Annotated in this window: 13 protein-coding genes; 11 read left to right on the top strand and 2 right to left on the bottom strand. The window is 57.5% G+C overall.

Features of this window, described 5'->3' with window-relative positions; genetic code table 11:
- Positions 1–51 precede the first annotated feature (51 nt).
- The 3 genes from HDF16_RS13610 to HDF16_RS13600 all read left to right on the top strand — a co-directional run bounded on the left by HDF16_RS13610 (position 52) and on the right by HDF16_RS13600 (position 11562).
- Positions 52–3471 (top strand): tetratricopeptide repeat protein, encoded by a 3420-nt coding sequence (locus HDF16_RS13610; protein WP_184217351.1) that lies wholly within the window; start codon positions 52–54, stop codon positions 3469–3471.
- Between the two features lies 1 nt (position 3472).
- Positions 3473–4903, top strand: coding sequence for a sugar porter family MFS transporter (locus tag HDF16_RS13605; protein WP_184217349.1), 1431 nt, complete (start codon positions 3473–3475; stop codon positions 4901–4903).
- Positions 4904–5502: 599 nt separating this feature from the next.
- Positions 5503–11562: a beta strand repeat-containing protein gene (locus HDF16_RS13600; protein ID WP_184217347.1), complete on the top strand. Its 6060-nt coding sequence runs from the start codon at positions 5503–5505 to the stop codon at positions 11560–11562.
- 714 nt (positions 11563–12276) lie between these two features.
- On the opposite strand, the gene HDF16_RS13595 is transcribed toward HDF16_RS13600, so the two are convergent.
- Positions 12277–13086, bottom strand: a complete 810-nt coding sequence (locus tag HDF16_RS13595; RefSeq protein ID WP_184217345.1) for a cupin-like domain-containing protein — start codon at positions 13084–13086, stop codon at positions 12277–12279.
- Positions 13087–13697: 611 nt separating this feature from the next.
- Positions 13698–14555, bottom strand: a complete 858-nt coding sequence (locus HDF16_RS13590; protein ID WP_184217344.1) for a helix-turn-helix domain-containing protein — start codon at positions 14553–14555, stop codon at positions 13698–13700.
- A gap of 380 nt (positions 14556–14935) precedes the next feature.
- Between HDF16_RS13590 and HDF16_RS13585 the strand changes: the two genes are divergently transcribed.
- From HDF16_RS13585 to HDF16_RS13550, 8 genes are all read left to right on the top strand, one after another.
- Positions 14936–18193 (top strand): protein kinase domain-containing protein, encoded by a 3258-nt coding sequence (locus HDF16_RS13585; RefSeq protein ID WP_184217342.1) that lies wholly within the window; start codon positions 14936–14938, stop codon positions 18191–18193.
- Positions 18194–18506: 313 nt separating this feature from the next.
- Positions 18507–19223 carry a hypothetical protein gene (locus HDF16_RS13580; RefSeq protein WP_184217340.1) on the top strand — a complete coding sequence of 239 codons (717 nt, stop codon included), beginning with the start codon at positions 18507–18509 and terminating at the stop codon, positions 19221–19223.
- Positions 19224–19494: 271 nt separating this feature from the next.
- Entirely contained in the window at positions 19495–20337 is an 843-nt protein-coding gene (locus HDF16_RS13575) for an alpha/beta fold hydrolase (protein ID WP_221312725.1), read from the top strand.
- Positions 20338–20440: 103 nt separating this feature from the next.
- Positions 20441–20983, top strand: a complete 543-nt coding sequence (locus HDF16_RS13570; protein ID WP_184217338.1) for a carbonic anhydrase — start codon at positions 20441–20443, stop codon at positions 20981–20983.
- Positions 20984–21073: 90 nt separating this feature from the next.
- Complete coding sequence (locus HDF16_RS13565; protein WP_221312724.1) at positions 21074–21631, top strand: DUF417 family protein; 558 nt, start codon at positions 21074–21076, stop codon at positions 21629–21631.
- 345 nt (positions 21632–21976) lie between these two features.
- A complete protein-coding gene (locus tag HDF16_RS13560; RefSeq protein WP_184217334.1) occupies positions 21977–22381 on the top strand; it encodes a hypothetical protein in 405 nt (134 codons plus the stop codon).
- A gap of 144 nt (positions 22382–22525) precedes the next feature.
- Complete coding sequence (locus HDF16_RS13555) at positions 22526–23437, top strand: NmrA family NAD(P)-binding protein (protein WP_184217333.1); 912 nt, start codon at positions 22526–22528, stop codon at positions 23435–23437.
- A gap of 83 nt (positions 23438–23520) precedes the next feature.
- Positions 23521–23850: a hypothetical protein gene (locus HDF16_RS13550; RefSeq protein WP_184217331.1), complete on the top strand. Its 330-nt coding sequence runs from the start codon at positions 23521–23523 to the stop codon at positions 23848–23850.
- Positions 23851–23868 lie beyond the last annotated feature (18 nt).

Genomic DNA, 23868 nt, shown 5'->3' with positions numbered 1-23868 from the left:
GGAACCAAACGACTGCATAACTGCAGTAAAGCTGAGAAGGGTGAAAATTGCATGCAAGAAAAAACCGGCACAGAGGGTAAGTCAGAGGGGCTGCTTCATCTGCCCGATGCTCCGGCGGAGCAACATCGTTACGCTGTGCGCGCCTGGCAGGAGCCAGTTGTCATGCGCAGTTATATGCCGGACCTTCCGGATGTAAATCCGCTCTTTCTGGAGAAGCGTGTCTACCAGGGCAGCAGCGGACGTGTCTACCCTTTGCCCGTGATCGACCATGTTGCCGTTGAGCCTGTGCAGCATCAGTGGCAGGCGGTGCATATCGAAAACGAATCAATCCGTGTGATGATTCTTCCGGAGATCGGCGGCCGCATTCACATCGGTCTCGACAAGAGGAACGGCTACGATTTCTTCTACCGTCAGAACGTGATCAAACCTGCCCTGGTGGGTCTCGCTGGCCCTTGGGCATCAGGGGGCGTTGAGTTCAACTGGCCGCAGCATCATCGTCCGGCCACGTTCATGCCTGTCGATATCGACATCGAACGGCACAGCGATGGAAGCGTGACCGTTTGGTGCAGCGATGTGGATCGTATGAGCGGCTTGAAGGGGATGCACGGAGTATGCCTTCATCCCGGCAAGTCCTATCTCGAACTGAAGGCTCGCCTCTACAATCCCACTCCTCTCACGCAGACCTTCTTGTGGTGGGCCAACGTCGCCACGCGCGTCCACGAGCACTATCAATCTTTTTTCCCGCCCGACGCGAAGTACGTCGCGGACCATGCCAAGCGTGCCATCAGTAAGTTTCCCCTTTGCGAAGGGACTTACTACGGTATCGACTATGCGGGACGCGCAAAGGATGGCGTTCCGGCTGAAGAGATGCCGCGCCACCACATCCCGGACGGTAGCTACGCAGCGAATGATCTCAGTTGGTACGCCAATATCCCTGTGCCAACGAGCTACATGGTCCTTGGAAGCGAAGGCGACTTTGTCGGAGGATATGACCACGCAGCGCGTGCCGGCCTCGTGCACTACGCGAACCACCACATTGCTCCGGGCAAGAAGCAGTGGACGTGGGGCAATCATGACTTTGGATATCTCTGGGACCGAAATCTCACCGATAACGACGGCCCCTACATCGAGCTGATGGCTGGTGTGTATACCGATAATCAGCCGGACTTCTCCTTTCTTGCTTCGGGAGAGACGAAGACCTTCAGCCAATTCTGGTATCCGATCCGTGAGATCGGCCCTCCGGTTCAGGCAAGCTGCGATGCCGCGCTAAGCATTGCCGTCAAAGACGGCGTAGCCCGTTTCGGCATCTCCGTGACCAGCGATCGACCGGCCGCTTCGGTAAAAGTTAAAGCGGGTGGCCAGACGCTCTATTCTGCGGAGCAAGACCTGACAGTCGGTCACCCCTTTTTCTTCGTAGAAAGACTACCTCGAAGCGTCTCAATGGAAGACCTGGACGTATCCATCTATCAGGGGGCGCAGCGTCTCCTGCATTACGCCCATCAACCTGCTGGCTATGTCGAGGCGGTAGAGCCTGCACCGGCAGTTGAGCCCCCGCTGCCTGCAGATGTTTCCAGCGCCGATCAACTCTTCCTGATCGGCATGCACCTCGAGCAATATCGTCACGCAACGCGCCGTCCTGAAGACTACTGGCGGGAGTGCCTGCGCAGGGATGCCAACGATGCTCGCGCTAGCCATGCGATGGGGCGCTGGCATCTGCAGCGCGGTGAGTTAGTCCAAGCCAAAGTGCATCTGGAGCGATCGATTGCCAGACTTACGGAACTCAACCCCAACCCGTATGACGGGGAGCCTTATTACACGCTTGGCCTCGTATGCCGCTATCTCGGGGAAGAGGACGCAGCGTATAAGGCCTTCTACAAAGCAACATGGAATGCAGCATGGCGCGGACCTGGCTATCATGCACTCTCGCAGATTGATGCCTCACGCGGAGACTGGACTCTTGCCGTCGAGCACGCACGCGTTTCGCTGCGCATGAACGCCGACGATCTCAATCTAAGGAACCTTCTTGCTGTTGCGCTTGAACGCACAGGTAACTCGGTCGAAGCTGAACAAGTACTCGGAGAAACACGCACACTTGATCGGCTCGACAGTTGGTCGCTCTTTCTTGCTGAAGGCATCGTCCCCGCTGACGGATACAAGCGTCTCGCGCTTGCCTCCGATCTGATGCGCTGTGCACTCTTCGCCGAGGCAATTATTGTTCTAACCGCTTCTTCGAGTGAAGCCCTGGATGGTTCGAATCCGATCGCTCTTTACACGCTTGCCCACTGTTACAGGACGGTGGGTGATGTTAGCCTGGCCGCTTCCTGCAGTGCGAAAGCACAGAGCGCTGATCCACGATACTGTTTTCCCAGCACGCTTCAGGAGATGCTGATTCTCGAGCAGGCTGCAACGGCTGGAGATGGAATGGCCTCCTACTATCTTGGCAACCTTCTCTACGACCGGCGCCGTCACCAGGAGGCGATTGCCGCATGGGAACAAGCACTCAAGCTCGGAGTCTCCTTTGCGACGGTATGGAGAAACCTCGGCGTCGCCTACTTCAACGTGCAGGGCGATGGGAAGAGATCGCGTGAAGCTTATGAACGCGCCCTGGCCGCAAATCCGGCAGACGCCCGCATCTTCTACGAGCGTGACCAGCTCTGGAAGCGTATCGGGGTTGATCCCGTTCTCAGGCTCAAAGAGTTACTCAATCGCCCAGACCTGACCGCTCGCCGCAACGATCTCTCTGTCGAGCTCGCAACCCTGTTCAATCAGGCAGGCCGTTCGAGCGAAGCCCTCGACCTTCTAACATCGCGTCCCTTCCAGGCGTGGGAGGGAGGCGAAGGTCTCGTTCTTGACCAATACATTCGCGCCAATCTGGTGCTTGGACAGGATGCGCTCGTGCAATCAGATCCACGTATCGCGGTCGAGCGCTTCTCCGCCGCGCTGCACACCCCGGAGAATCTAGGCGAAGCTAGACATCTACTCGTCAATCAGAGTGAGATCTACTACTGGCTCGGTATGGCCTTCCACATGGCCGGTGAGAATGGCCAAGCCCGCGACTGGTGGCAGCGCGCTGCACGACAGACCGGCGATTTCCAGCAGATGAGCGTGCGCTCCGTCTCAACTGCGACCCTGTGGACTGGGCTATCGCTCGCCATGCTTGGTGAGGAGGCGGCAGCGCAAGATCTAATGCGCAACATCTTCGACTTCGCCGAGGAGCTTCACTCCACTTTGCCCGCCATTGATTACTTCGCTACATCGCTGCCAACGATGCTGCTCTTTGAGGAAGATCTCGGGCAACGCAATAAGATCGAAGCCACGTTCCTCGAAGCGCAGGCACGCTTCGGTATGCGCAACTTTGCTGAGGCCGGCCGCCTGCTGCAGATCGTCCAATCGCTCGACATCAACCATGTGGCCGCACAGAATCTCAGCAGACTGGTGCAGCAATCCGCTGCGAGTACGAGAGGCCGGTAGCATGCAGACCGTACACTCGCCAGCTACGGATACAGGAGACGTCAATACGCAGCTGAACGCCGGCTACATCTGGGGTATCGCATCCGTCGCTGCGCTTGGGGGACTTCTCTTCGGATACGACTGGGTAGTGATCGGCGGAGCCAAGCCCTTCTACGAGTCTTTCTTCCATCTCACCTCGGAGTTTCAGGTCGGTTGGGCCAATGGCTGTGCTCTTATAGGCTGCCTGCTTGGCTCGCTCGCCGCAGGCAAATTAAGCGATTCGGCGGGGCGAAAGAAGACCCTTCTTTGCTCTGCCTTACTTTTTACTCTTTCATCGTTGCTTACCGGATGGTCTTATAGCTTCGTCGCGTTTATCTTTTGGAGGATCGCTGGTGGCGTAGCGATTGGACTCGCGTCCAATGTGTGTCCAACCTACATTGCGGAGATCAGTCCTTCGCAATGGCGTGGCAAGCTTATCAGCCTCAATCAGCTTGCTCTCGTGAGCGGAATCCTGATGGCCCAGGTTGCTAACTTCGCCATCGCACGCAAAGTTGTAGAAGGTGCCAGCGCTCTCGCGCTCGAACAATCTTGGAACGTGCAGTATGGATGGCGCTGGATGTTTACCGCAGTCGCGCTTCCTGGTGTGATTTTCTTCTTCGCCACGCTGTTGATTCCCGAGAGCCCACGCTGGCAGATGGTGCATGGGTTCGAATCTGCGGCCCGCCTCACCCTCAATCGGATCGGCGGACCAGGCTATGCCGATCACTCGGTCGCTACTATCCATGAGGGTCTGAATCATGAAACGAAGTCCCGCGTCGCCTGGCGCGAATTATTCGCCCCCAGCCTGCGCCGAGTCCTGCTGATCGGCATCACACTCGCTGTCATCCAGCAATGGAGCGGCATCAACATCCTCTTCAACTATGCGGAGGAAGTCTTCCGGAGCGCCGGCTATGGCGTTAACGAGATACTCTTCAACATCGTCATCACCGGTGCCATCAACTTCGTCTTCACCATCGTCGCCATGGCTTGCGTCGATCGCTTTGGCCGGCGCTCCATCATGCTCTTCGGCACTCTGGGAGTAGGTGTCTCCCACCTTCTCTCTGCGTTTGCTTACTCACGCGGCATGCGCGGCCCGGCTGTTCTCATCCTCACGCTCAGTGCGATCGCGTGCTATGCCGTCTCGCTAGCGCCAATCACCTGGGTTCTCATCGCAGAGATCTTTCCGAATCGTGTCCGCGGGCTCGCAGTTTCGATCGCTGTCGCCGCACTGTGGGCCTCATCTTTTGCGCTTACGTACTCTTTCCCTTTTCTGAATCGTGCACTCGGCACCGGGGGCACCTTCTCGGCCTACGCTGCCATCTGTCTTTTTGGAGCGGTCTTTGTCTATCGCTTCGTCCCGGAGACCAAAGGTAGGTCGCTCGAGGAAATTGAAGAGCTCTTCAATTCACTGTGATGATCGGGGCGGCCTGTTTCTTCCGGTTGATACGGCTTGCCTCGTGCCGTACCAATCTCAAAGCTCCTACCGGCGCAGATGACTCACTCTTGCTCCGCCCCTGACACCCGCATACGCTCGATTGGCGATATCAGGCCAATGCACGTTACCAGCCCCGTCTGCCTCAACGAGTGCATTGGCGATTTCGAGTGAATCCAGAAGCATCCCTTACGAGGTGCACATGGGCCGTGACAAATCGACGCACCTTGTAAGCGGACATATGAATGGATGTCAATGAGAGAGAAACTTGAAACCAGGTCGGTCTCCTCATCCGCTTGTAGCCTTTCGTCTATACCGGCCCCAAATCAACGAGGCAGACGGCACGCCTGAGCTCCGGGCGCCTAGTTACTTAAATGCACTTCGGGAATGTCGGATATGCCGTCAAATCGGCCTCCAGTAAATCCCTGTCGTGTTAGGCTTTCCGAGTCGGCCCCCAGGTCAATAGGTAAACGGTCAAGATTCCGGGTGTCCCTTGCGTTCTGTGCCCGTCGTAGCGCATCGCCGCGATTGGGCTCGTTTCACGGTTGCACGCCGTACACGCACTCGACCATGGAGTCCCAATGCAGGCTGACGCAAGCGCGAAAGCGAGCCCTCAATCAACCTTCAACGGTCGACATAACTCGATTCACCTCGTTAAGCTGCTCTCGTTTCAGGAGTTGGTGATTGGTGCCCTGATCCCAAAGTCCTGGCAGTCTGCCCTTCTCGGTCTCTGCGTTCTGGTTGCATCGATTTCGGCGTTTCAGCCCGTTCTCCTTGCGCAGACGGGCAACGTGGTGATCTCCACGAACACAACCTATCCGACAGGCACTTATAACCTGACGAGCCTGTCGGTTGAGAATGGCGCCACGCTGACGGTTGGCGGCGGCTCGACGGTGACGGTCAGCGGAGCGATTCTTGTGACGGCGAACTCCAACGTCGTGCTGCAATCGGTCAACAACGCTTCGCAGGTGAACGGAACCTGGCAGGGCACGGGCGTGACGGTGAACGCGGGTTCGGTTCAGGTCGATGCCGGTAGCTCGATCAATGCGGACGGCCAGGGATATGTTGCGAATGCCGGTCCGGCTGGAGCGGCCGCGGGATCGAGCGCGGGTGGATCGTATGGTGGCCTGGGCGGAACGGGTGCCGGAACCGCTGCGGGCGCTATTTACGGTATGGCCGCTACTCCGACCGACCTGGGTTCGGGCGGTGGCTCTCGATGCTGTGGAGCGATTGCCGGGACCGGCGGCGGAGCGATTCGGCTGATCGTGAGCGGAACTCTGACCGACAACGGGGTGATCTCAGCGAATGGTGGGAATTTGGTAGGGTACCAAGGCGGCGGGGGCGGCGGCGGATCGGTGTATGTGACGACGGCGGGACTGGCGGGTGCGGGCGTCTTTTCGGCCACGGGAGGTACGGGCGGCGAAGCGGCGGGCGGTGGCGGAAGGATTGCCGTCTATTACAACGCGGCAGGCAGCAGCTTTACCGGATTTTCAGCGTCCACTGCGGTGGGAGGAAGCTGCCAGACGCAGTGCTCCAACGGCACGGCTTCGGCGGGCGGCACGGGTACGTCGGCGTTCTTCGATACTTCGGCGACGAATAACAATCTGAGTGTCTATCAGAGCTTCACTATTCCTGCGGGAGCGACGCATAGCCTGAATGCGATTACGGTGCAGGCAGGGGCGACGCTGTCGATCGGCGGCGGCTCGACTATTAATGTGGCGGGTGCGGTGACGGTCAGCGGTACGCTGGTCGGGCAGGCGATCAACAATTCGGCGCAGGTGAGCGGCAGCTGGCAAGGGAGCGGCGTTACTCTTCATGCGGCGTCCGTTGTGGTCAATGCGGGCGGTTCAATCAATGCGGATGGCCAGGGATATGTTGCGGGGGCGGGGCCGGGCGGCGCGCCAAGCGGCTCGAGCGCGGGTGGATCGTATGGCGGGCTTGGCGGCGTAGGTGACGGCGTCTCTCCGGGGCCGATTTATGGCTCGACGACTGCGCCCACCGATCTCGGCTCGGGGGGCAACACGCGCTGCTGCGGAACGATTCCGGGTGCGGGCGGCGGAGCGTTGACGATCACCGTCTCGGGCACTTTGACCGATAACGGCGTCATCTCGGCGAATGGTGGAGATGGGGTCGGGCTGCAGGTGGGTGGAGGTTCGGGGGGAACCGTATCGATTCAGACCGCGACCCTGACGGGTTCGGGCAGCGTCGCGGCGAATGCGGGGTCGGGCGGAGAGGCGGGCGGCGGAGGGGGCAGGGTCGCGCTTTACTACAACACGAACAACGGCTTCGACACAGCGATGGTCACGTCCAACGGAGGTGCATCGAGCGGCGGCAATCCGGGAGCGGTGGGAACGGTTTACACACTCGGTGCGGGTTCGAACCTGACCGTCTCGGACAATACGACCTTGCCGCCGAATGCGAACCTCAGCTTCAATAGCGTCACGGTGAACAACGCGGCGACGCTGACGGTGGGTAGCGGTACGACCCTGGCTTCCCATAGTGTCACGGTGACAGGCGGCGGCAACTTTACTGTTGGCGGCGGCTCCACGCTGAATATCAGCGGCGAGGTCCTGGTCACGGGCGATTCGAAGATGGTGCTGCAGTCGATCAACAACGCAGCGCAGGTGAACGGTGCATGGAGGGGGGCGGGCGTAACGATCAATGCGGGCTCTGTACAGGTGGATGCAGGCAGTTCGATCAATGCCGATGGTCAGGGGTATCTGGCAAGTGCGGGTCCGGGTGGAGCTCTGGCTGGCTCGAGCGCTGGCGGGTCCTATGGTGGAATGGGGGGATCGGGGTCAGGGCCTACTCCGGCGGGTCCGATCTATGGTTCCGATACAACACCCACCGATCTTGGCTCGGGCGGTGGATCTCGCTGCTGCGGAGCGGTGGCTGGGAATGGCGGCGGAGCGATTCGCCTGATCGTAAGTGGGACTTTGACTGACAACGGTGCTATCTCCGCGAACGGCGCGAACTTGGTCGGATATCAGGGTGGGGGAGGCTCCGGCGGATCGGTCTGGGTCACGACGGCGGGGCTGGCGGGCTTGGGTGTATTTACGGCCAATGGCGGTACGGGCGGCGAGGCAGCCGGTGGCGGTGGACGGATCGCGGTTTACTACAACGCACCGACCAGCAGCTTTACCGGTTTCTCGACGTCCACGTCGAACGGGGCCAGTTGCGGCACGCAATGCTCGAACGGAGCAGCTTCGGCAGGCGCAGTTGGGACCGTAGGCTTTTTTGATACCTCGGCGACTAACAGCAACCTGATGGTGGACCAGGACCTTACGATCCCCGCAGGTACGACTGTCGCCTATAACTCGATCACGGTGCAGCCGAATGCGGTCCTGACGATTGGCGGCGGATCGACGGTTACGGTTGCCGGCTCTTTGACGGTGAGTGGAACAGTGGTCGCGCAATCGATCAACAACACAGCCCTGGTGAACGGAACCTGGCAAGGTAGCGGAGTCACCCTAAACGTGGCAGAGGTGGTCGTCAACGCGAATGGCTCGATCAACGCCGATGGCCAGGGATATGTCCCGAGTGCTGGCCCTGGCGGGGCCGCGGTCGGCACCAGTGCGGGTGGCTCCTATGGAGGAGCGGGAGGAACGGGAGACGGAAGCGCCTCGGCAGCTACGTATGGTTCGGCGAGTCTTCCCGTCGACCTCGGTTCGGGCGGCGGCCTGCGTTGTTGCTCCACCTCTGCGGGAGCGGGCGGGGGTGCGCTCTTCTTCAATGTGTCGGGAACTCTCACTAATAATGGAACGATCTCCGCTAACGGCGCGGCTATCGTCGGCTACCAGGCTGGGGGCGGCTCCGGCGGAACCGTCTACGTCAAGACCGCGGGGCTGTCAGGGGCGGGAGCCTTTACTGCCAACGGTGGGCTGGGCGGGGAGGCGGGTGGAGGCGGCGGTCGTGTGGCCATTTATTACGACGCACCGTCCAGCAACTTCACCGGCTTCTCCGCATCGACCGCCTCGGGTGGAGGTTGCGGCACCCAGTGCACCAGCGCTACAGCTTCTCCGGGGAGCAACGGTACATCGGCGTTCTTCGATACTTCGGCGACGAACAACAACCTTGCTGTCTACCAGAACTTCACGGTTCCTGCGGGAGCCTCTCCGACGTACAACAACGTGACGGTGCAAAGTGGGGCGCTGTTGACGATCGGAGGCGGCGCCACCGTGACGGTGACCAAGGCGCTTACCGTGAGCGGGACCGTGGTCGCGCAATCCGCGAATAATACGGCACAGGTGAACGACGTGTGGGTGGGATCCGGCGTAGCCATCAGTGCTGGCTCGATCAACGTCAATGCAGCGGGTTCGCTGAACGCCGACACGCAAGGGTACGTCGCGAACGCGGGGCCGGGCGGCTCTCCGGCTGGTACAAGCGCGGGTGGGTCTTATGGCGGGCTGGGTGGAGTGGGCGACGGAGCTGCTCCATCCCCGATCTATGGATCCTTGATGCTGCCCGTCGATCTCGGCTCCGGGGGTGGCTCGCGCTGCTGCGGAACGATTCCTGGACCGGGTGGCGGTGCGCTTCTGCTCACGGTTTCAGGAACGCTGACCGACGATGGCGTCATATCGGCGAACGGCGGAGACGGAAGCGGTCTCCAGGTCGGGGGCGGATCGGGTGGATCGGTATCCATCCATACAGCGGCCCTCGCGGGCTCCGGAAGCATCGCGGCGAACGGTGGCGGGGGCGGTGAGGCGGGCGGTGGCGGCGGAAGAGTCGCGCTCTACTTCAACACCAATGGCTTCAATCTGACGCTGGCCACCGCTACGGGCGGAAGCTCTGACGGCGGCAACGCGGGTGCCGTGGGAACGGTCTACATCCCGGGTCCGGTGACGAGTACGACAGCGCTGAGTGCTTCGTCGCTACAGCTTTCTGCAGGACAGGCGGCGAGCTTCCAGGCAGTTGTTACCGCAGCGCCTCTCGCACCGACGGTGCCCGGACCGACGCCGACCGGAACGGTGAACTTCCTTGATGGGACGACGGTGATCGGGACGCAGGCTTTGAGCGCATCGCAGGAGAGCGGGACGGCGATGGCGCAGTTCCAGACGACGGCGCTGGCGGTAGGGACCCACAGCATTACGGCGAGCTATAGCGGTGGGAATGTTGAGGCGAGCACAAGTGCGGCGCAGACGGTGTCGGTGGGGCAGGCGACTTCGGCAACGACGCTCGGAGTCTCGGCGGCGAATATCACCGCCGGGCAAGCAGAGACGCTGACAGCTACGGTCACCGACCTCACTTCTCCTGCGATCACGGGCAGTGTCACGTTCTTCGATGGCACGACGTCGCTGGGCAATGGAACGCTGACGGTGTCCGGTGCCACGGGTATCGCGAGCCTGACCGTCCGATCGCTTGGCGTGGGATCGCATAGCATTACGGCGCGCTATGGTGGCGACACGAACTACATCGCCAGCAGCAGCGGCGCGCAGATCGTCACCGTAACGGGGACTGCGCAGACCATCACATTCCCTGCCATTCCGAACCATGTCTATGGGGATGCGCCATTTGTGCTGACGGCGACGGCATCCTCCGGTCTCGACATAAGCTACAGCGTAGTCAGCGGCCCGGCTACTGTAGTCGGCAGTACGGTGACGGTGACCGGAGTCGGCACTGTGACGATCCAGGCGGCGCAGGCGGGCAACACGACTTACGCCGCAGCGACGCCTGTCTCGCGGAGCTTCCTCGTAAGTGCACCGGGGCCGACGTTGGCGAGTATCTCGCCAACGATTGGGATCGTGGGAAGCGGCGCGACGGTGGTGACGCTGACGGGGACAAACTTCGCGAGCACGGACACGGTGCAGTTGAATGGGACGGCGGTTCCTTCGACTCTGGTTAGCGCGACAAGTTTGACGGCGACACTGCCTGCCACCTTTTTTGCCGGGGCAGGGACGGGCCTGATTACGGTCGCCGATTCCGTGAGCAAGACGGTGACAGCGGCGGCGACGTTTACTGTCGCGCCAGCGCCGCAGTTCGTATTGTCGGGACCATCCACTGCGAGCTCGGGCGAACAGCCTGCGCTTAACTTCACGCTGACCAATCCCTATCCGTTTCCGCTGGCCGGAGCTCTGACGCTGACGTTCGCGCCGGTCGCCTCAGCGAAGGTGACGGGTGATCCGGCCGTGCAGTTTGCAACGGGCGGACAGGTGATCGACTTCAGCATTCCGGCGAACTCGACGGCAACCCCGGCTGTGCAGTTGCAAACGGGAACGATCGCGGGAACGGCTACCGTGACGCTTGCGGTGACTTCCAATGGGGCGGATGTGACTCCAGCGGATGTGGCCCCGGTGGTCATCACCATTCCAGCGGCGGTGCCCACTCTGAACTCTGCCAGGATGACGAAGAGCGGAGAGACGGTGACGGTCGCGGTGGTCGGCTTCTCGAACACGCGCGAGGTGACACAGGCGGTGTTTCACTTTACGCCGGTGGCTGGCTCGTTGATCAAGGACCCCGATGTGACAATCGATGTAAGTGCGGTGTTTGCGCGTTGGTATGGATCAGCGCCGTCGGATGCGTATGGGTCGGCGTTTACTTATACGCAGCCGTTTACGCTGGACTCGGATGCGACGTCCATCGCAGGAGTAGCGGTGACCTTAACGAATTCGGTGGGGGTATCAGTGTTGCTTCAGACGCAGTAGCAGGATTTCCTGCGACACCGTAGGGCGAAACGAAGTATTGATTTAGGGCTGGAGTTCGCGACGATGCGGCCTCTCTTTGGTCGCTAAACCGGCCGGCAGGCCGTAGAAGTTGTAGCAAATCGGACGGGGCAAGCGCGGCGCTGGTAATCGAATACTACTTGCGCTACATTCTGCCTCTCGAATTCTGATATGGAGCTTCGATTCTCGGTTAACGAGAATCAGGCCAAGGCACTCATTGAGACCACATCCCTCTAGGGCGAGATGGACTGCTTCCGAGAAGAGCGTTTATCAGGACCAATCTCGCTTTTGTCACCTGTGTGCTGTAGAAGTGACGATATGGAAACAGTTGAGGCTTTACATCGCTACGTTGCTCCAAAGCGATACGATAGCGGGTCACAACCGTTTTGTTGAACGCGAGCCGTGGCTCGGAGTAACACCACTCGATGAAGTCTCGGATGGCGTGTTCGTACGACCGTCGCGAGTTCAAGGATGGAAGACTGTTGAGAACCGCCGACTTGGAATAATCGAGGTTGGGAAGTTTGAGAACGCTCCTGGGTCTCTTTGCTCTTTTCGCCATACGGACGGCCTCCTGGCCGTCGTAGTAGGCTCGCACCGTACAATTTCTCCATGTCCGACCAAAAGACGATGCATTGTCTGAAGCGCTGCCACTGATCCTTCTCAAGGCGCAATTGTTAGACAAGGTGAGTACGCCTGTCATCGGTCCCTGCCTAACACCGCAGGGGATCTTCCGCGCCTTAGCCAGAAATTGATCATCAGAGAGTCTTCGTGGTTCTCCACGAAATGACTCCACCCCGCAGGCACATAGAGCAGATCACCCGCACGCTGCGTGATGGAGATCGGTGTAGCCTTCGAGAACTCCGGGAAGCGAGTCGCATCCGGAGACTTTGCGTTGACCATGCTGACCCCGAAGTCTGGAAGTGCATTCGGGTTCGGGTGAATCATGTATAGATAAGGAAAATCGGCTGGCGGATAGAGAAGCCATTCTTTGGCACCGAAGTATGCGAACGAGAAGTTGTCCGGGATGTCTTTGTGCAGGGCAGTCACCGTTCCCTTCTTACCCATCCACATACGTGGCTCATTGAGAAAATACTCAGGGTAGAACATCGGAAAAGGGACCCCTAGATCGCGCGCCATCTCGACGGGTATCACGGTGCCGGCGGCATAGGCCGTCCCGGCATCGTTTACTTGCATGAAGTGTTCCCCAATAAAATTTCTCAGGGGCATCGCTTCTTCGCGGCGATTCAGGTAGCTTCCTGGATCTGCCATATTGCCGAAACGGACGTTCACGGGCTGATCGCCGTAGGCTCCTTGCAGCAGACCTAAGATCTCCGCTTCAGAGAACTTTAACGCACCCAGCCGCAGTAGAAAAGGCTTGGAGCGCGCTGCATACTCTTTCGAAAACGCCTCGTCACTTAGAGAATCAAGAACGTCCAGGGCGGCGAGGCGAGGCATCTCACGGGTAGCCTCACATATCTTGGGAAACCAAACAACAGGACTGTCCATCTATCGACTCCTACACCTTTTGAGAATAGATCCTGGACGACTCCAGCCCGGTCTAAAGTAAAACAATCAGTACGAGAATATCGATGGCTTTGGCGTCTTCTATGCAGTCTCGACCGGTTCACGGGACGGGCTCGAATATCGCTTTGCTGTCTTCGTAAATCCTATCGCGCTGCCGGCGACCAAGCTGCCGCCTTCCATGCTGAGGTTCAAAGAGACGCTGACCTGTTTTGTGCGAGGGACGGAACGGTGCGAGCCGTAGCTAGCGTCACCCGAAGTTCCTCGTCGAAGACGGCGGTGTCCGGCGGTGCAGCACGGCATGCCAGCCGCCGCACCATCACTTCCGCCGAATTCCTTCCTGCACGCGGCTAATCGGTACCGATAAGTCGGCATGTCGGAAGCAATCCGACCGTTCGACGAGTGCATTGGCGATTTGGCACCATTCCAGTGTACGGCGAACCGTCGCGCGTCTACCGCTCGAGTGGAATTGAGGGCGTTGGAGGGCTCACCCAAATTTCAGGCGATTCTCCCCAAAAGGAGTGTGCTCACTCCCTTTATTTCTTGGTCGCGCGGGAGTCGGTGTCGTTCCGAGATCAACGCTCGACAGCGAAGCATTAGCCGCGAGGACATCTGCCCGCACTACGCCAGCGGCCCGGAGTTTCGCCCGTGATTTTTGCAAAGGCCCGATTGAACGAAGCCTGATCACAGAAGCCTGCGAGAAACGCGATCTCTATGAGCGGTATATCCGAGTTCAGCAGGAGTTCCTTGGATCGCTCGATTCTTTGGGCGATGATCCACTGGTGAACTGACGTGCCGAAGCTGATCTTGAATGATCGCGCGAAATGGCTTACCGAGAGGCCGCACCTTCCGGCGAGCTGCGGGAGGCTCGCATTTTCACGCCCATTTTCGTCAAACACTTCCCCAATCTGGCGTTTCTGGCGAGCCGTTAGTCCACCCCTCGCCGGAAATTGATTCGAGGCCGGAAGTTGGGCATGGAGTAGCTGGGCACTAAACAAGGTGGCGAAATGGTCCATGAATGCTGGGGCTACAGCGATTGGAGATTCGATCGACGCCAGAAAAAGATGGGTGAGCCGGTTGAAGATCGGGCAGCGGAACATCTTTGTCTTGATTTCGATGGCCGCCAAGTTCAGTCCATGAAGCTTCGCGCAGTGGTCAAGAGTGTCGGACGGGACATGGTAGCGAACTCCTCTGTATTTGTGGTTCTTCCCAATCGAAGAATCTGCAAGGAGCGGGCGGTCTGCAGGAGCAGACAGGCCTGTTGACCACTGCTGCTTCACCGACGCTGGGTACAGGTTCACGATCACGATCAAGAACGGTTCAGAGCCTTCGGCAACCTCGGAACCCGGGCTCCTGTGGCTGAGGCGCAAATCGAAAGTTGGCATCTCCGGATCGCCAGTGAAGGAGATTGGGAGGCGCGGGCCGTCGAGCTTATGCGAAGAGCTTGTCTGCATTCCAGTGCCTGTGATCGGAATCTGAGCGCGTTAGACTGAATGAATCGTGGAGTGGAGCTCGTGAGCGACAACCGGATGCTGCATCACAGAAAAACCGTATCTCTTTTCGACCAAACATCAGGTACACCACCGATCATCTAGCGGTCATTTGAGGCAACATCTACACTTGACCACGCGTTTCGCAGCTGATGAGGACACATGCCGACCGTTTCCCCTTGTGCATCACGTCGAGTGTTGGTCTTCCTGGGCCCCCTTCGCGATAGACTTTAGGCAAGTCCGACGACAGTGAATGCCTTGGACGCGTCGGCCTGGATACTCACGCGAACCCGCGCTGGTCTGAGGCAACGCGGAACTGTGGTGGCTTGACCTGTAAGAAGGAAATGGAAAAGATCGCTCCATCACGGGTCCGATTTGGCGGATTTGAGCTCAATCTGCAGACGGGTGAATTGCGTTCCCAGCACGGCGATGGCGGCAATGGGCTGATCCTCAGAGAGCAGCCTTTCCGTGTTCTCAAATTGCTCCTTGAGCGTCCCGGCAAAATGGTCAGCCGCGACGAAATGCGCAAGACCCTCTGGCCAAACGACACCATCGTGAACTTTGATCACAGCATCAATGTAGCCATAGGTATCCTTCGCCGCGCGCTATCCGATTCTGCTGACAAACCCCGGTACATTGAAACCCTGGCGAGACGCGGCTATCGGCTGCTGGTCGAAGTAGAAGTCCTTCAGTCGGCCGCTCTGCCTCAGCTGCCACGCTTGCAGATCGCACAGGATCTTCCTCCGCGCGACGAAATCATCGGAAAGAAGGTATCGCACTACCGGGTACTCGAGGCCATCGGAGTAGGAGGAATGGGGGTCGTCTACAGCGCCGAGGATCTAAGGCTCGGCCGTCGCGTTGCACTGAAATTTCTTCCTCCGGCGGTGGCCAATGATGAAACTACGCTCTTAAGATTTGAGCGCGAGGCACAGACCGCCTCTACTCTGAACCATCCGAATATCTGTACGGTCTATGAAGTTGAGGAGCAGGATGCCCAACCTTTCATTGTGATGGAGTTGCTCGACGGAGTTTCGCTGAGCCACGAACTTGATCAGTCTGTCTCCCACTCTCTTTCGGCAACGAGGATCATCGAGATCGCACTTCAGGTTTGCGACGGCCTTCAGGCAGCTCACACTAAAGGCATCATTCATCGTGACATCAAGCCAGCGAACATTTTTCTGACCACATCGGGACCGATAAAGATACTCGACTTCGGCTTGGCGAAACTGATTGATCAGGAGGATGTTGTGGGCGTCCCCGCGCTTCCAGCATCGATCGAGAACACGGAGGGCGGTCGACTCAGCGGCTCTGCGTCCAAGGCGATCCACACCTCGATCACAGTCGCGGGTTCGAAGATCGGGACGGCAAGCTATATGTCACCGGAGCAGATCCGCGGAGCACCACTTGATCCCGCAACGGACATCTTCTCTTTGGGGCTTGTTCTGTACGAGGCGGCAGCCGGTCGGCGTGCCTTCGAGGGTGAGGATGCAACACTCGTTCACAATGCGATTCTCAGTCAGACCCCCCTCGCTCCCAGACGAGTCAACCCATCGGTGCCGCGACAGCTTGATGCAGTCATAGCAAAGGCCCTGGAAAAAGACCGTAAACGAAGATACTCCTCCGCGTTGGAGATGCGTCGCGCTCTTGAGCAAGTTCGAGCAGACTCGACCTTGAAGCCAAGCCGCAGGCAGCTTAGCATCTTGGCTGCTTCTGTTCTCGCGCTTGTCGGAACAGGGACAGCACTCTATCGCCGTGCCCACCCGCGGATCGTCCTCTCCCCAAACGATACGGTCGTACTTGCAACCGCGAATGAGACAAGAGATCCAGTCTTCGATGATGCGCTGTACTCGACGCTCTATTTCGGCCTTCAGCAAACGCCCTACGTGCATGTGATGCAGACCGTGAAGCTTCAGGAAGCAATGGCTGAGATGCACATAGCGAACGACGCCAAGATCACTCCGGAGATAGGGCGTCAGGTCTGCGTTCGTACCAACAGCAGAATGGTCATCGAGGCATCCATCGCCAACGAAGGGAACAACTTTCGCATCGAGATGAAGGGGCTTGATTGCAAGTCCGGGGCTATTCTCGCGGCCGTTGAGGAGGGAGTTCCAAGCAGGACCCAGATAACCCATGAGGCGGGGCAGCTGCTTGCCGAACTGCGAGGCAAACTAGGGGAACCCCCAGATTCAGTCAACGCCTATAACAAGCCCTTAGACATAGCACTGAGCGCCTCGCCCGAAGCATTGCAACTCCTGATGGAGGGTTACAGAGGCATCCTCGCTCTCGACATTCCGGCGGCTCTCTCAGACCTCAATAGAGCCATAGCTGTCGACCCAAATCTCGCGATGGCTTACACCGCGTTGGCCGGAATGGAGGACAAGATCGGACTCCACAGTTTAGCTGTCGAGGCTGCTAAAAAGGCCTTCACTCTCCGAGACAGGGTCACGCAGCCAGTTCAGTTCCAAATCGATAATGTCTATTACCAAGCCGCGACCGGGGACCAGGAAAAGAATCTTTCCGTCCTCGCGAAGTGGGTCCAACTATATCCCGACGATTTTATAGCTCATACCAATTACGGCATCAGTTTGCTTACGGTCGGGAGGCTAGATCAGGCGTTATCTGAGGCCAGGGAATCTGTCCGCGTATTCCCCAGTCCATGGAGCTATGACTCCCTTGCTTATGTCTATATTGTGACCAATCGATTTGAAGAAGCTGCAGCGACGATCGCAGAGGCAGAAAGGCTGAACTTCGACAACCCCGATCTCCGCAATCAGAAATTCATTCTTGCCTTTTTGACGAAGAATGAACCGGGCATGCAGGAACAGTCGAGTTGGGCAGTTGGCAAGCCTCACATCGATCACAGGTTTCTATTCGCAGAGGCGATGGTGCAGGGGTATTACGGGCGGTTTGCGGATGAGACTCGCCTGACAAATAGCTCCATCGAAATGGCTGACAAGGGCGGAGACTCAGCCACCACTGCTAAATATGGTGATCTCCTTGCTCTCGATAGAGCCGAAATTGGTGACGAGGCCGTCGCACGAAAGCTTGCAGCAAAGTACTCGATTATGGTCCAGAACGCGAATACTTTGCCAATCCTTGCATTGGCTTTCGCGAGAGCCGGCGAGCCGGCAAAAGCTCAGAAGATCATGGATGAGCTTGATCTAGAAACCCCGCTAGATACGATCGTCCAACACTATTACTTACCCACCATCCGAGCATCGATTATGATTTGCAATCATGACCCTAAAGGGGCGATCGATGCCCTGCGATCGACCTCCCCGTATGAATTAGCCGCCCCCGAATCCTTCAATGGTATCTACCCCGCGTACATACGCGGGCTGGCGTATTTGCAAACAGGTCAAGGTCACCTCGCGTCCCTCGAGTTTCAAAAGCTTATCGATAACCCCGGCTTAACCGGTCGAGACGTAACCGCCGCCCTAGCGCACCTACAGGTGGCAAGAGCTGAAACCATGGAAGGGAACCCGGCTGCCGCGCAGAAGTCCTATGAGACCTTCTTCGCGCTCTGGAAGAGCGCAGACGCAAGTCTCCCTATATTCCAGCAGGCCAAGATCGAGTACGCTCACCTGCATGCCAAGGCTTAGTGCAAACATGCTCGAATCAACTCAACAAGAGCTTGCCTAGAAACTGGAACAGACTGGCATCATTATGCCCGAAATAGACAAGGAGAGGATCCTTTTGAACAAGATGTAATCCTTCTCAATGTCCTAGTCTAAGCGAAGCTCCAGGCCAACCCCTGGGATGTTGGTGACAGACCACGTACCCAGGTCGCTCGGCGGCTTTTTACTAAAGCGCTACCGCCTTCTTTCGAAGAGCCTCGCAACTCTGCACGACATAACAGCCTAGGTATGAACAGCCACGTTTGCGCCGACACGCTCTGACTATTGAGAGATCCAGATGAGCGATCTACTAAATCTTGCTATCGAGGCGCATGGAGGGCTGAAAGCTTGGAACAAGCTCCATTCCATTCGAATTGTCGCTTCGATAACCGGCACTCTTTGGTCTGATAAGGGCCAGGAGGATGTTCTCAAAGAAGTTGTGATGACGGCGGAAACCAAGCGGGAGCGGCTCATTACGGACTTCCCCACCCAAGGCAAGCGATCTATCTTCGAACCGAATCGGATCGTGTTTGAAACTTTCGACGGTAAGATTCTTGAGACTCGCGATGACCCAAGAGGCAGCTTGGCGAATCACAACCGCGTGACACCCTGGGATGACTTCGATGTCGCTTGCTTTAGCAGTGAAGCTCTTTGGACCGATCTCACTGTCCCATTTCTGTACAGCTACGATGGTTTCGTCACCCGGGAGATTGCCTCGGTCGAGGAGGAGGGGGAGACCTGGCGAAGGCTGTGGGTGACATTTCCGGAAGGTGTAACCAGTCACACTCGCGACCAGGTGTCCTGCTTCGGCCCCGACGGTCTGCTCCGCCGACAGGACTACTCAGTCGATCTGCTCAAGGGAGCCACTTGGCTTAACTTCGCGTCACGATATCGCCAAGTTCAAGGGATCGTTGTACCTACTAAGAGACGAGTGTACGCGTCCGACGGCGACTATCGGATCGTCCCGGCGGCGCCACTCCTTGCTGTAGACATGATCGAAGTGACGGCGTATTAGCACAAGAACGCAAAGCTAGAGCACACCCGCGACGCCGGGCCCGACAGCATCAAGGGGTCGTCATTCCGCCTGTCCTATTCCGCCTTTACCGAAAGTGAGCAAGCTTTTGGTAGTACTCCGAGGTTAGGGAGGTATCCCGCGATGATCGTCACCTTTTTCGACAACGATTGGTCTGTTTCGCAAAGAAGGATCACAAACCCCCATGTAGCGTCGTACGTGTCTACCTCATGTAACGCAATGGGGAAATCACCTAGTCTAGAAGGAATTCTTTGTGAGCGAACCTAAACAGGAAATGATTCAAAACGCGAAGGGGCAGAATATCTTCGTTCAATCATGGCAGCCTGCATCAAAGGCTCGAGCGGTGATCGTCATCATCCCCGGATTCAACGCGCACAGTGGTTATTACGGCTGGGTGGCCGAACAGTTCGTTGCCGGCGATCTTGCCGTATACGCGATCGATCTACGTGGACGCGGTAAATCGGATGGAGAGCGCTTCTATGTTGAGACATTCGAAGATTATGTCGACGACGTTGAAGCCCTCATGGACATCGTGAAAGCAAGAGAAGCCGGGCTTCCGATCCTGATGCTTGGCCACAGCGCCGGGGGCGTTGTCGCCTGTCTCTATACGATTGATCATCCGAATGAACTGGCTGGACTGATTTGCGAAAGCTTTGCTCACGAACTGCCGGCGCCGGATTTCGTTCTCGCCGTTTTCAAAGGGCTGAGCTTGATCGCACCTCACACTCATCTGCTCCACCTTCCAAACGAGAAATTCTCGCGCGACGCGCGGGCGGTGGAGGTCATGGACAATGACCCGCTGATCGGGAAAGAGACTCAGCCGACCCGAACAATGGCTGCTTTGGTTCGCGCGGACGAGCGTCTCAAGAAGGAATTTCCTTTGATTACGCTGCCGGTGCTCATTCTTCATGGCACCGCTGACGAGAATACCAAGCCGAGCGGAAGCCAGCATTTCTACGACGTGGTCGGTTCTGTGGATAAGACTTTGAAGCTCTACGAGGGCGGCTTCCACGATCTGCTCAACGACATCGACAAGTCGGTGGTGATCTCCGACATCAAGTCCTGGATTGACCTTCATCTGACGGTTAACGTCTGAAAGCTGTAATGGCCTACGAAACCACCTAGCTCGCTGCAAGTCAGAGAGCAACAACACTGTTGGTCCCACGAAAAGGAATCCTGGTCAATAAGCGGAGGATGTTGTGACATTCATCGAAACAGTTATTCAGCGCAACTCGGAATTTGCGAATCACGGTCATTCGGCGGATCTGAAGATCATTCCATCGACGAAGACTATCATCATCGGGTGCCTCGACCCCAGAGTTGACCCGCTGGATGTTCTTGGGCTTAAGCCAGGAGAAGCGGCCATCTATCGGAACATTGGTGGGAGGATCAATCCGGCCTTGGTTGAAGCTATGATTCTTCTTCCAATCGTTACTAGGGCGGCCGGTCAAGAGATGGGATCGGGCTGGAACCTGGTCGTGCTTCACCACACCGAGTGTGGGATCACTGGGTGCTACAAACACGCGCCGGATCTGCTCGCAACCCATCTCGGCGTTAGCCGATCTGAGCTGGACACTATGGAGATCACCGATCCGAGGAAAGCGGTCGCGATGGATGTCGTAGCGTATAGGAGACAGAAAGATATCCCAGGCGGATTCATGATCTCGGGTCTCGTCTACGATGTCTCATCGGGAAAGATAGAAGTCATCGTGGCACCCACCCAGCTTCGCGGTAACGAGTGATGTCCCGCAACTCGAAGCGGTCGGCGTCCAACGCCACGGCGGTCGCAAGTTCAAAAGTTGTCTGAGGCAAGAGGTTCCTAAGAGATGAAGATGGCAACGACATTATTAGGCCGCGCTGCAAATCTCGAGCGCTTCGGACTCAACCTGTTGCGGTGCGCTTTGGTTCTCGTGCTCCTCTGGATCGGTGGCTTGAAGTTCGCAAACTATGAAGCCGACAGCATCGTTCCTCTGGTTGCCAATAGCCCGTTGATGAAGTTCTTATATCGGGACCCCGCCTCTTATCGCTCACATATGAACAAGGAAGGTGAACTCAAGCCAGCTAATCGGCGATGGCACGAAAACAATGGAACCTACACCTTCTCTCATCTCTTAGGTGCCGTCATCGTAGGGATCGGACTGCTCGTCGCATGTGCCCCAATCGCACCGCGAGTGTCTGCTATAGGAAGTGCTTTGCTCTTCTTCATGTCCCTTACAACGCTCAGCTTTCTTATCACGACGCCAGAAGCATGGGTGCCGGCACTCGGGGACACGGCCCATGGCTTTCCATACCTATCCGGGGTCGGGCGACTGGTGATCAAAGATGCGATCATGCTCGCGGCTTCCCTTGTCACACTGTCTGACTCCGCTCGAAGAGCACTTTCTAAATAGACCTGACTGATCAATGCATGACCGCTCTCACAGACCGTGACCCCTGCGGGGCGGCGTTGCTCTAATCAAAGCGCAGGGATCCATCGCATCAGCCAGCCAGTCCCGATTGAAACTTTCTGCATCTTTTAGCTGACAGTTGCGCTCTAAATTTGCATGAGGGACACCGTCACAGCGGAAGGAAGTCATCTAGGTAGCAACTAACGAGGTTTTTTCTACCTTTTTGATTGAATCAGCAAAGAAGCAAATGGACCGATAGCTGTAGGTTGCATGCACCTGCATGAGAGATCACCGTCACGCCGAACCGCGGTCGCCACGGCATCACCAGAACGTCTACTGGAGAGCTTTATGAAGAATCTTGTCCTTGCAGTACTTCTTTTCGCAGCAACTTGCCCAGCTTCGTTACGCGCTCAGAACACGGAACCAGCTCGGCTTCCAGCCGTTCCAACCACAAAAGTTCTGGCGATTGGGCACCTTACCGGTCCGCGCACGCCGGAGATCATAAAACTCCTGGCTTCTGACGAGCTTCCCGACACAGTCAAGATGTATCTCTCCGGGAAGATCGATCAGTGGTACAGCCTCACAGATCGAGACGGGGTTGTTTTCGTGATCAACGCCTCTTCGGTCAGTGATGCTCAAGCCTTCCTGGGCAATCTCCCGTTTGTCCAGAAGAACATCATGACCTTCGAATTGATTCCAATCGGTCCGCTCAGCCCGCTGGCGCTTTCGCTTCCTCATGCAAGCCAACACTGAACCAGTACCAAGCCGGAGCTGACCCGTTGGCTCTTGTTTTAGGCAGCACACACCTGTTCACAGCTAGGTAATCAGAAAAGAAAACACTTACATCGAGACCCCCTTAGGGCGGAAGCCACTAGGCGGGAAGAAAGCAGAAATCACATGACGACAGAGAAAACGATCAAAGAGGGCGCTTCATGCGCTCCCGACGCGAAGCTGATTCTCGTGACGGGGGCCACAGGTGACACGGGACGCCCAACAGTCAAGCTTCTGCTGGAAAAGGGTCACCGCGTCAGGGCGATGGTCAGAAAAGAGGACGAGCGTGCTGACGCTCTAAGAAAGCTCGGCGCCGAGGTGGTCGTCGGAAACTTCTTGGATCTCAACGAAATCAGGGCGGCGATAAAGGGCGTGTCAACCGCCTACTTCGTTTACCCACTCGCAGCTGGAATCGTCGAGGCTTCCGTCATCTTCGCTCAGGCGGCGAAGGAGCAGGGAGTGGAGATGATCGCCAACATGTCACACAAGCAATCGCGCCCCTATGCTCGAAGCCCCGCAACCCGGGGCCACTGGCTCTCAGAGCAAGTGTTCAATTGGTCCGGGGTTCCGACAGCGCATCTCAGAGTCACATTCTTCGCAGAATGGTTGCTCTACATTGCGCCACTCATTCGGAAAGGGCGGTATGTTGTGCCGTTCGACGCTGAGAGCCGTTTCGCTCCGATGCCTGCGAGCGATATCGCTCGAGTGGTGGTTGGCATTTTAGAGAACCCGTCTCTTCACAAAGGAAAGGCCTATCAACTCCACGGACCCGTTGAATTTAGTCACAAAGAGCTGGCTGCAGAGGTAGGTCGCGTCTTGGGCAAGGAGATCAAGTTTGAGCAAGTTAGCGTCTCCGAATTCCTGGATATGTTTGGCTTGTCCGAGGACACCGCTAAGCGAAACCATTTCACCTCTGTTCTGGTGGATCAACAAGAGGGCCTCTTGAGTGGAACCGACGAGACAGGAACGGCAATTATCGGCCAACCCTTGATGACCGTTGAGGACTTCGTCATGGCGAATCATGCCGCCTTCGTTTAGATACCGGCAACCCAGAGAAGAAGCGAAGTGCGCCGGGGCCTTTCCTCGGCGCACTTGACGGCAACACCATCCTGGAGGGATACATGGCAACTGCTACCGATGAGAAATTGACACGCCGTACAACAAAGATCCTGGCGATCGGCAAGGTCGACGAGCCCATTACGCCACAGCAGCGAGCAGCCATTATGCCACAGGAAGTGCCGGACACGGTTCGGCTTTACCTCGACGGCGTGATCGACCAATGGTTCGGTCGACCAGACGGAAAGGGCGTTGTCTTCATTCTGAATTTGACCTCACTTGATCAGGCGCACACGTACCTCAGCGCGTTACCCCTGGCGAAAGAACACTTGATGAACTTCGAACTCATCGAATTGGGCCCACTCTTTCCGCTCAGGCTTCTACTCACTCAGTAATCGCCCACCGCCGACGCT

The sequence above is a fragment of the Granulicella aggregans genome, from assembly GCF_014203275.1.
Classification (GTDB): Bacteria; Acidobacteriota; Terriglobia; order Terriglobales; family Acidobacteriaceae; genus Edaphobacter.
The sequence above is the reverse complement of the archived record's forward strand: the minus strand, read 5'-3'. Positions and strand labels throughout refer to the sequence as shown.